This is a genomic window from Microbacterium sp. P2_F9 (assembly GCF_056403635.1).
The window spans coordinates 1-9,281 of sequence record NZ_JBFUFC010000153.1 but is presented as its reverse complement, the minus strand read 5'-3'; the positions used below and the strand labels follow the sequence as shown (position 1 = coordinate 9,281).

At 67.3% G+C, this 9,281-nt stretch carries 8 protein-coding genes and 1 pseudogene; 2 read left to right on the top strand and 7 right to left on the bottom strand.

Annotated features, from left to right (window positions below; genetic code table 11):
* Positions 1-1,529: ABC transporter permease subunit (locus AC1DVT_RS14710; protein WP_477389771.1), on the bottom strand; the 1,529-nt coding region annotated here is incomplete at its 3' end.
* 86 nt (positions 1,530-1,615) lie between these two features.
* Positions 1,616-2,848 (bottom strand): sugar ABC transporter substrate-binding protein, encoded by a 1,233-nt coding sequence (locus AC1DVT_RS14705; protein WP_477389770.1) that lies wholly within the window; start codon positions 2,846-2,848, stop codon positions 1,616-1,618.
* 260 nt (positions 2,849-3,108) lie between these two features.
* Between AC1DVT_RS14705 and AC1DVT_RS14700 the strand changes: the two genes are divergently transcribed.
* The gene (locus AC1DVT_RS14700) at positions 3,109-3,597 is read left to right on the top strand and encodes a YajQ family cyclic di-GMP-binding protein (protein WP_457099038.1); all 489 of its coding nucleotides are present in this window, start codon (positions 3,109-3,111) and stop codon (positions 3,595-3,597) included.
* A gap of 146 nt (positions 3,598-3,743) precedes the next feature.
* On the opposite strand, the gene AC1DVT_RS14695 is transcribed toward AC1DVT_RS14700, so the two are convergent.
* From AC1DVT_RS14695 to AC1DVT_RS14675, 5 genes are all read right to left on the bottom strand, one after another.
* Complete coding sequence (locus tag AC1DVT_RS14695; RefSeq protein ID WP_477389769.1) at positions 3,744-4,646, bottom strand: DUF559 domain-containing protein; 903 nt, start codon at positions 4,644-4,646, stop codon at positions 3,744-3,746.
* 246 nt (positions 4,647-4,892) lie between these two features.
* Entirely contained in the window at positions 4,893-6,281 is a 1,389-nt protein-coding gene (locus tag AC1DVT_RS14690; RefSeq protein ID WP_477389768.1) for an FAD-dependent oxidoreductase, read from the bottom strand.
* A 67-nt stretch (positions 6,282-6,348) separates the two neighbouring features.
* Positions 6,349-7,404, bottom strand: a complete 1,056-nt coding sequence (locus AC1DVT_RS14685) for a polyprenyl synthetase family protein (RefSeq protein ID WP_477389767.1) — start codon at positions 7,402-7,404, stop codon at positions 6,349-6,351.
* 9 nt (positions 7,405-7,413) lie between these two features.
* Positions 7,414-8,136, bottom strand: a complete 723-nt coding sequence (gene ubiE / locus AC1DVT_RS14680) for a bifunctional demethylmenaquinone methyltransferase/2-methoxy-6-polyprenyl-1,4-benzoquinol methylase UbiE (RefSeq protein ID WP_477389766.1) — start codon at positions 8,134-8,136, stop codon at positions 7,414-7,416.
* A 9-nt stretch (positions 8,137-8,145) separates the two neighbouring features.
* A complete protein-coding gene (locus tag AC1DVT_RS14675; protein WP_477389765.1) occupies positions 8,146-8,697 on the bottom strand; it encodes a DUF402 domain-containing protein in 552 nt (183 codons plus the stop codon).
* A gap of 22 nt (positions 8,698-8,719) precedes the next feature.
* On the opposite strand from AC1DVT_RS14675, the pseudogene AC1DVT_RS14670 reads away from it, so the two are divergent.
* Positions 8,720-9,281 (top strand): annotated as a pseudogene (locus AC1DVT_RS14670) (isochorismate synthase); the annotation flags it as partial.

Below are 9,281 nucleotides of genomic sequence, written 5' to 3'. Positions count from 1 at the left end.
CCGTAGTCGCGATCGGCGCCCACGAAAGCGACCTTGTACACCATCGAGATGAGGATGTCGGTCTGACCGACGTTGATGGATGCGTTGGGGAAGCGCGGGCCGCCCTGGGTGAGGAAGTAGATCAGTACGAAGTTGTTGAAATTGAACGCGAACGAGGAGATGAGAAGAGGCGCGACCGACACCAGGAGGAGGGGGAACTTGATCAAGCGGAAGATGCCCCACGGCCCCGCACCGTCGGCTTTGGCCGCCTCGAGGATGTCCTCTGGAATGGATTGGATGGCGCCCGTGCACACCAGGAACATGTAGGGGAATCCCAGCCACAGGTTGACCGTGAGGATGGCGATCTTCGCCAGCCACGGGTCTTGCAGCCAAGGTATGTCGGCACCGCCGAAGAACCACTGGTTGATGATTCCGAAATCCTGGTTGAACATGCCTGCCCAGACCAGCGCCGTGAGAAATCCCGGGAAAGCGTACGGAAGGATGACGACGACGCGGTAGAACCGCTTGCTCTTCATTCGCGGATCGTTGAAGACGATCGCGAGAAACAGTCCGAGCGCGAACGTCGTGGCGACCGAGAGGATCGCGAAGACGAACGTCCAGGTGAGCACGTAGAAGAACGGACCGCGGATCGACGGCTCGGTGAACGCCGAGATGTAGTTGTCGAAGCCGACATTGACCTGCCAGCCGGGCCGTAGCTCAGTGCCGTCCTCGGCCGTGAAGGCACCCGTCCCGACATCGCTGTAGACCGTGCCGGTCGTCGTGTCCGTCATCGTGTCGGCGACTGGATCCCACTCGAGGCTCGAGACGAAGACGTAGGCCGACGACCCATCTGTCGTACGGAGGAACCCCTCGTTCGGGTCATCCGAGACAGGAACGGCCAGAGCCGCGATCTCGGTCTGATTCGCGAGGATTCCACTGAAGTCGAGCGTGGTGTAGCGGTCGACGCCGACCGCCTGCTCGCCCTCCATCTGGGCGTCGACCTCTTCGAGCGGCTGGTCCGCGCTGCCGAGCAGAGCTTGGCCATCGGGATCAGTGACAAGGAAGTAGAACTCCCCGAGCTGCTCCAGGATCTTTACAGGGTAGGCGGGCGAATCCTCGACTCGAGTCTGCGACTGCAACAGGAGCGCGTTGACCGCGTCGTCCTTGGACGAGATGTGCCCCGAACCGAAGTTGGTCAGCGAGACGTAGACCGTGTAGACGATGAGGAAGATCTGGAAGACCAGCAGGAACAGGATGCCGGGGGTGAGGTACTTCGCAGGCAGCAGGCCGGGGGTGAGGTAGATCAGGTTCACCGCGACGACGACAACCGCGACGACCAGCGCCACCAGCCAGCTCTCCTGCGCGAGCAGCACGAAGATCGCATAGACCGCGACCGCGTCGATCACGGCCAGCGAGGCGATCTTCACCAGCCACACTTTCCAGCCGACACCCGCCGCTTCCGCGTACGCCGCAGCTCGCTTCTGCTTCCGCAGGAGCGCCTTATCGGCCGCGTTCCCCGTGCGCTCGTCTTCGACCGTGGGCCCCGTCATCGTCGGCTCCTGTCTCGGGCAGTGCCCTGGGTTGTCAGAATAGGAGATGGGGCGGCGCCTGAACAGGCGCCGCCCCATCGATCCGACTATCCGTCGATCTTCGCCTGGATGTCCTCGGCCATCTTGGTCCACGTGGCGGTCGGGTCGGCGCCCTTGATGATCTCCGCCTCAGCGACACCCCACGAGTCCCACACACTTCCCATCTCGGGGATGCTCGGCTGCGGTGCGCCCGTCGAGCCGACGTCACCGAATCCCTTGGTGATCGGGTCGGACTGGGCCTTCTCGTACGCGGCCTTCAACGCCGGTGGACGGTTGCCGGCCTCGTAGAGGGCCGTCTGGACGTCTTCGCGACCCATGTAGTTCACGAGGAACTCGTTCGCGGCGAGGGTGTTCTCCGACTTCGCGCTGAGGTAGAAGCCCTGCACACCCACGAACGGCTTGGCGACCTCGCCACCGGCGGTGGGGATCGGGTCGATCGCGATGTCGATGCCCTTCGCCTGCGCATCGGCCACGTTCCACGGGCCCGTGATGATGAACGGGGTCTCGCCGGAGTTGAAGGCCTCCTTCGAGAGATCCTGCGTCAGGTTGAGGTTGATCGTGCCCGCAGCGCCCTGCTCGCCCAGCCACTTCGCGTAGGCGATGCCCGCGTCGTCGGCGATCGTCAGCTGCGAGCCGTCGTAGGTTCCGTCGGCATTCTGCGCGAAGACGGAGTTGCCGAACGAGGTCTGGAAGCCGTACAGGTGATACGGGTCCGCATTCTCCGGGCTGAGCCCGACGACGAAGGGGTACTTCGTGCCCGCCGCCGTGCCAGCAGCGATCATGTCGTCGAACGTCGCGGGGGCCTCGCTCGCGAGCGCGGTGTTGCGCATGAGCGCGATGTTCTCGATGGCGTAAGGAACGCCGTAGACCTTGTCGTCGTATGTGAAAGCCGAGATGGCGACGTCGAGGAACTCGTCCGCCTTGTCGCCGATCTCGATCGGGGCGACCAGACCGTCGTTGACGAACTGGCCGAGCGCGTCGTGCGCAGCGATCGTGATATCTGGACCCTTGCCGGTCGGCACCTGGGCGGTGAAGTCAGCGGCGATCTTGGCGTTGTCCTTGACCACGAGGGTCACGTCCACGCCGGTCTCGTCCTCGAACGTCTTCACGATGTCCTTGAGCGCGTCAGCACGGTTCTGGTCGACCCAGACTGTCAGCTCGCCGGACATCTCCGGGGCCGACGAGGCCGACCCTCCGCCGCCGGCGCAGCCGGCGAGTGCGAGCATGCTCCCTGCGATGAGCGCGCCGAGTGCGAGCGCGCTCTTCTTGTTCACCTTCATTGGTGTGCCTCTCCATAAGGGGACGAGCACGGTCCCGGTCGGCACCTCGATGCCTTCCAACACCGTCTTCCTGCTCGCGATTGCAAGCGCGTGCAGTTCACCACACTCCATAATTCGACCAACACTTTGGAGTCTGATTCGATACGTGTTCGTGACCTCTCTGGGCATTCGCCCGGTCGCGCTGCCGCCCGCGGCACGCGGGGCCGTGCACGTAGGAGTGGCCGGGCGCGGCATCCGTCCCCGGCGGTAGACTCGCCGGCATGGCCGACGCATCCTTCGACATCGTCTCAAAAGTTGATCACCAGGAGGCGGACAACGCCCTCAACCAGGCCCGGAAAGAGGTCGAGCAGCGCTACGACTTCAAGGGCACCGGGGCGTCGATCGACTGGAGCGGCGAGGCGATCCTCATCAAGGCGAACACCGAGGAGAGGGCCAAGGCCGTCCTCGACGTGTTCCAGTCGAAGCTCGTCAAGCGGGGCATCTCGCTCAAGAGCCTCGAAACGGGCGAGCCGGTCGCGGGCAGCAAGGAATTCCGCATCACATCGACGCTGAAGGATGGCATCTCGCAGGAGAACGCCAAGAAGATCGGCAAGGTCATCCGCGACGAAGGGCCCAAGACGGTCAAGTCGCAGATCCAGGGCGATGAGCTCCGTGTGCAGTCGAAGAGCCGCGACGACCTCCAGGAGGTCATCCGCATCCTCAAGGCCGCCGACCTCGACGTCGACCTGCAGTTCGTCAACTACCGGTAGCGCGGGCCCCTGGAAGGGTTCCGGATGCCGCGCCCCGCGTGGCCCGCAGGACTCCACTCCCGTAGCCGAGGAGATTCGCACTTCCGAGGACGCTTCGACCTCTCGGCATCCTGAGCAGTGCGAATCTCCTCAGGAGTGAAGCGCGATCACTGCTCCTTGGGCGCCCGATGCAGGCCCTGGGCGACAGCGAGCATGATCTGCTCCTGAACGTGCGGCCAGTCGTGCACGACGGCCTGGTAGCCGACGCGAATGACGTGGTAGCCGAGCAGCATGAGCTGAGCGTCGTGATCGATGTCGGCGGTGCGCTGTGCGCCGACGTGGTGGGCACCGTCGATCTGGAGGACGAGGCGCTCGCCGATCAGGAGGTCGACCCGATGCCCGGCGATCCACACTTGCCGCCTGAGCGGAAGGCCCATCCACCGCAGTCGTGGGACCACCATCGTCTCGAGGCCTGAGTCCGAGAAGATGTCGGCTTCGCGCAGGATCCGCCGGGCCGCCGGGCCGAGATCCAAGGCCGCGAGCCCCTCCTTCGAGACGAGCTGCTGGCGAAGGGCCGACTCCCATATTGCGAGTGCGCGTTCGTAGGGCTGACAGGCCGCCACCGCGGCAAGGACATTCTCGATCGGGTCGACCAGCTGCCCGGGCGCACGCGCGATGAGGGGGCGCGACCAATGCACGACCACCTTCGTGGCGGTCGTCACCCGGCTGGATCGAGGGTCGGCCCCGACGTGGTGACGCTTGTCGTCGTCTGCCAGAACCCACAGCCCGAGCCGCTTCGCCTGGGTGACGCAGGTGAGCACGACCCCGCGGTGCGCAGCAGCCACGAGGAACCGGTCCGCGCCCGGAACTGCGACCCAGCCTCGCCGCACCCGCTTCAACGCTCCGGTCTCCAGCGCCTTGTGAAGAACCCAGCGACTGTGGCCCGCATCCATGATCTTGGCCACTGTGACGACCCCACCGTTGTCCCGGACGAGGGAGCAGAGGCGCTCGATGTCGGTCGACGCTTCGGTGGACGGGTCGGTGTGCAGGTCGAGCTCAGGCCGCGGCATCCGTCGATCCTGGATCCGTCGCCACGATCACGCATCGCTCGGCGGCGAACTGTGGAATGACCCGCCGCGGCCGGCGGCGGGGAGGATCGTCCGCCCCTCGTCGCCGCGTTGCAGCCGAGGAGATTCGCACTTCCGAGGATGCCCGGTGGGCAATTCATCCTCGGTACTGCGAATCTCCTCGGTTGTGTGAGCAGGTGAGAGCGCGAGCGGACGCGCGGGAGCGGATGCCTCGGCCCGAGGCGCCCGCTACTTGCTGCGGGAGATCGACACCATCTCGTCGCGGGGCACGACCTTGACGCGCGCGCGGCCCTCGGGCTGGCCCAGGGAGATCTCGTGCTCGTCGAGCGAGTGCCAGCCTTCGAGGTCGGTCCAGATCACGCCGCGCGATTCCAGCAGCGCGGGGATCGACGCCTCGGACGGGTCAGCGGGCTGCCACCACGATCCCTGGTCGTTGATGACGTGGCGGATGGTCTCCATCGCGTCCGACTTGGTGTGGCCGATCAGCCCGACCGGGCCGCGCTTGATCCAGCCGGTCGCGTAGACGCCGGACACGCGCTCGTTGTTGTCGTCCCGCAGCACCTGACCCTCGTGGTTGGGGATCACGCCGTGCTTCTGGTCGAACGGCACACCCGGCAGCGGGGATCCGAAGTACCCGACCGCGCGGTAGATCGACTGGATCGCGACCTCGCGGATCTCTCCGGTGCCGACGACACCGCCCTCGCCGTCCGGACGCGTGCGCTCCCACCGGAAGGCGGACACTCGCCCGCTGTCGTCGGTGACGACCTCGAGCGGCTTCGCGTAGAAGTGCAGGTGCAGACGGCGTGATGCCCGCTCGCCCGGCTCCGCCGCGGCGTAGTTGTTGGCCGACGGGCGCTTGCGCCACGACTGCAGCACCCGGTCGATCACCATGACCTGCTTGTTGCTGGCGATCGCCGCCCGGGAGGCGTCGTCGTAGTCGAAGTCCTCGTCGTAGACGATCGTGTCGACGTCGCGCATCTCGCCGAGTTCGCGCAGCTCGAGCGGCGTGAACTTCACCTGCGCCGGCCCTCGGCGCCCGAACACGTGCACGTCGGTGACCTGGCTGGCGACGAGCCCGCGGTGCACATTGTCCGGGATCTCGGTGGGAAGCAGATCCTCGGCGTGCTTGGCGAGCATGCGCGAGACGTCGAGCGCGACGTTGCCGTTGCCGATCACCGCGACCGACGAAGCGTCAAGGGGCCATTCGCGCGGCACGTCGGGATGCCCGTCGAACCAGCTCACGAAGTCGGCGGCACCGTAGGAGCCGACGGCGTCAATGCCCGGGATGTCGAGATCGGTGTCGCGGATCGCGCCGGTGGAGAAGATCACCGCGTGGTAGTGGTGCTTCAGATCGTCGAGCGTGATGTCCTCGCCGAAGCGGACGTTGCCGAAGATGCGGATGTCGCCACGGTCGAGCACTTCGCGCAGGGCGGTGATGATCCCCTTGATCCGCGGGTGGTCGGGGGCCACTCCGTAGCGGACCAGCCCGTAGGGCGCGGGGAGCTGCTCGAACAGGTCGATCGAGACGTCGAACTTGCGCTCCGCCTTGAGGATGATGTCGGCCGCGTAGATGCCGGCAGGCCCGGCGCCGACGATCGCGAGTCGGAGCTTGGTCATGCGGGTCCTTTCGAAGTCGCTCACCGCAGGCATCGTGAGATCCACGGCCTCGGCGCGGCGAGCGTGGTCAGCTGGAGCGGTCTGCGACGGCCTCGGCGAAGCGGGTGAGCGCCTCGCGCACCGGTCCGTCGGGAATCGGGGCGAGGGCGTCGATCGCCTCGCGCGACCACTGGGAAGCGAGGTCGAGGGTCGCCTTCGTGGCGTCATTGTCGCGCAGCGCGGCGAGCGGCTCATCGAGGATCGCCGGGTCGGCACCGTCGGCGATCTGCGCGACGCCCTCGTCGATCGTGGTGCGCAGCGAGACGGATGCCGCGTCCGTGCGCTGCCCCAGAAGCAGGTAGGGCATCGTGGGCACGCCTGCGCGCAGGTCGGTGCCGGGCACCTTGCCGGTCTCGTCCGGGTCGGCGGAGAGGTCGATGACATCGTCGAGCAGCTGGAAGGCGACGCCGGCCTTCTCGCCGAAGGTGAAGATCGGGGCCTCGAATTCGGTCGGGCCGTCGCTGAAGATCACACCCGCCTGTGCGGCCGCCGCAATGAGCGATCCGGTCTTGTCGGCGAGCACCTGCAGGTAGAACTCGACCGGGTCCTCCCCCGGCTGCGCTCCGACGGTCTCGTGCATCTGGCCGAGCACGAGACGCTCGAACGTGTCGGCCTGCAGCCGGATGGCGCGGTCGCCGTAGCGCGCCATGATCTGGCTCGCCCGGGAGAACAGCAGATCCCCGGTGAGGATCGCGACGCTGTTGCCCCACACCGCGTGCGCGCTGGGTACGCCGCGGCGCTTGTMCGCGGCATCCATCACGTCGTCGTGGTACAGCGATCCGAGATGGGTGAGCTCGAGGGCGGCGGCACCGTCGATGACGGCCTCGGTCGCTCCGTTGCCGAGCTGGGCGGTGAGCAGGGCGAGCATCGGCCGCACCCGCTTGCCGCCCGCGTCGTAGAGGTAACGACTGGTGGTGTTCGCGAGGGCATCGCTGACCTGGAGTTCGTGGCGCAGCGTCTCGTCGACTCGTTCGAGGCCGTCTTCGACCACCCGGATCAGCTTGCGGGCCCGTGGCCCCGCGAAGATGCGATCGGAGAGGCCCAGCTTGCTCGCAAGTCGAGGGCCTGGCATCGACGGAGTCACGATCACAGCCTACCCGGCGGCTTTGCGGGCGCGGTGGAGGGCGACGATGCCGAACGAGAGGTTGCGGTACGCGACATCCGTCCACCCCACCGTGCGGAGCCACGAGCTGAGCGTCGGCTGATCCGGCCAGTCCTTGATCGACTCATTCAGATAGTCGTACGCCTCGGCGTTGGAGCTGACCGCCTTGGCCACGGTAGGAAGGATCCGGTTGTTGTAGAAGCGGTAGAGACCGTTGAAGGCCGGCGACGGCGGGTGCGAGAACTCGCAGACCACGAGCCGCCCGCCGGGCTTTGTCACCCGCAGCAGCTCGGCGAGCGCCTTCTTGGGCTCGTTGACGTTGCGCAGTCCGAACGACATCGTGACGGTGTCGAACTCGGCGTCGTCGAACGGCAGGGCCGTGGCATCCGCTTCGACGAAGGAGAGATTCGAGGTGCCGCGGTAGCGGCGACGGCCCTCGGCGATCATGCCCGGCGAGAAGTCGGCCGCGACGATCTGGGCTCCGCTGCCGGCGAGCGCGATCGAGCTCGCACCGGTTCCGGCGGCGAGGTCGAGGATGCGCTGCCCTGCGCGTGGGGCGACCGCCCGCGTCGTCGCGACGCGCCAGAGGCGGTCGTTTCCGAGGCTCAGGACGGTGTTGGTGCGGTCGTAGCCGCTCGCGACCTCGTCGAACATGCCGCTGACCCGCGCCGGATCCTTGTGCAGGTCTGCGCGGTTGGGCTCGTGCTCGGTCACCGCTCGAGTCTAGAGGGCGGGTCGATCGGCCGTGAGTTCGGCGAGACGCGCGAGCCAGGCATCCGTCGTCCGCGTGTCGAACGGCGCCGCCCGCGCGGTGACCCGCCGCTCGAGGTCGAGCGTGACGGTCTCGAGATGCTCGACGATTTCCTGCGGGTAGCCGTACTGCACCCGGTGCTCGTCCCATTCGTCGCGGTCGTCGATGTAGATGCCGCGATCCTCGTGCTCGACGACGTCGAGGTCCATGTCGATCCCGCGCGGCTCGCCCGCTTCCCATCGCAGGTCCCAGGCAAGGTCGATGTAGATCTTCGTGCGGGCGGGGCTGGCGTTGTGCGTGAAGGCGAAGTCGCCGCTCGGCGGGACGAGGGTGACATTCGGATGCAACGGCACGACCTCGCGCCCTGGCCGGACGCTCGACCAGCCGGGGAGCTGGCCGAGCCAGTCGCCCCACTCGTCGGCGCCGAGGTAGATGCACTCGTGCAGCCAGTGCTCGCCGCCGTCCCACTTGCGCCACCGGAATGTCAGCGGCGTACCCGGCGCGGGGCGGGGCTCGTCGATCACGGTGCGAGTCTAGGGTGGAAGGGTGATCGCAGAGCTCCGTCCGCCGCGTCTGGTGGCCGAGACCCGCGAGATCGATCACATCGACGATCTGCTGCTCTACGCCGACCCCGACGACCCGCTCGCGTGGCTGCGCCGGTCGGACGGAATCGTCGGGCTGGGCAAGCCCGTCATCGCGATCACCCGCGGTGGCACCGCCGACGATGCCCCGGTGACGGCAGGCGCGATCCCCGGCCACGCCGAGGCGTGGCGCTGGGTCACCTCGAACGCTGCGACCGACGATCCGGTGCGCCTCCCCGGCACCGGCCTGGTCGCGTTCGGCGCGTTCGCGTTCGACCCTCGATCCGAGCGCTCGAACCTGCTCGTGATCCCCTCGCTCGTGATCGGCCGCCGCGGCGGGCGCAGCTGGATCACCCGCATCCGCAACCTCGACGCCCCGTCCGCCGATCCCGCACTCGTCGAGATGCCGTACGGCCAGTACTGGTCGGCGACCCTCGGCCCCGGCTCGCTCGATCCGGCGGGTTACGAAGACGCCGTCCGCGCCGGGCTGACGGCCATCGCCCGCGGCGAGGTCGGCAAGGTGGTGC

Bases quoted from the DNA above. Each gene is read 5' to 3' on its own strand.
- AC1DVT_RS14700 (WP_457099038.1), top strand. From the start codon at position 3,109: ATGGCCGACGCATCCTTCGACATCGTCTCAAAAGTTGATCACCAGGAG.
- AC1DVT_RS14695 (WP_477389769.1), bottom strand. From the start codon at position 4,646: ATGCCGCGGCCTGAGCTCGACCTGCACACCGACCCGTCCACCGAAGCG.
- AC1DVT_RS14690 (WP_477389768.1), bottom strand. From the start codon at position 6,281: ATGACCAAGCTCCGACTCGCGATCGTCGGCGCCGGGCCTGCCGGCATC.
- AC1DVT_RS14705 (WP_477389770.1), bottom strand. From the start codon at position 2,848: ATGAAGGTGAACAAGAAGAGCGCGCTCGCACTCGGCGCGCTCATCGCA.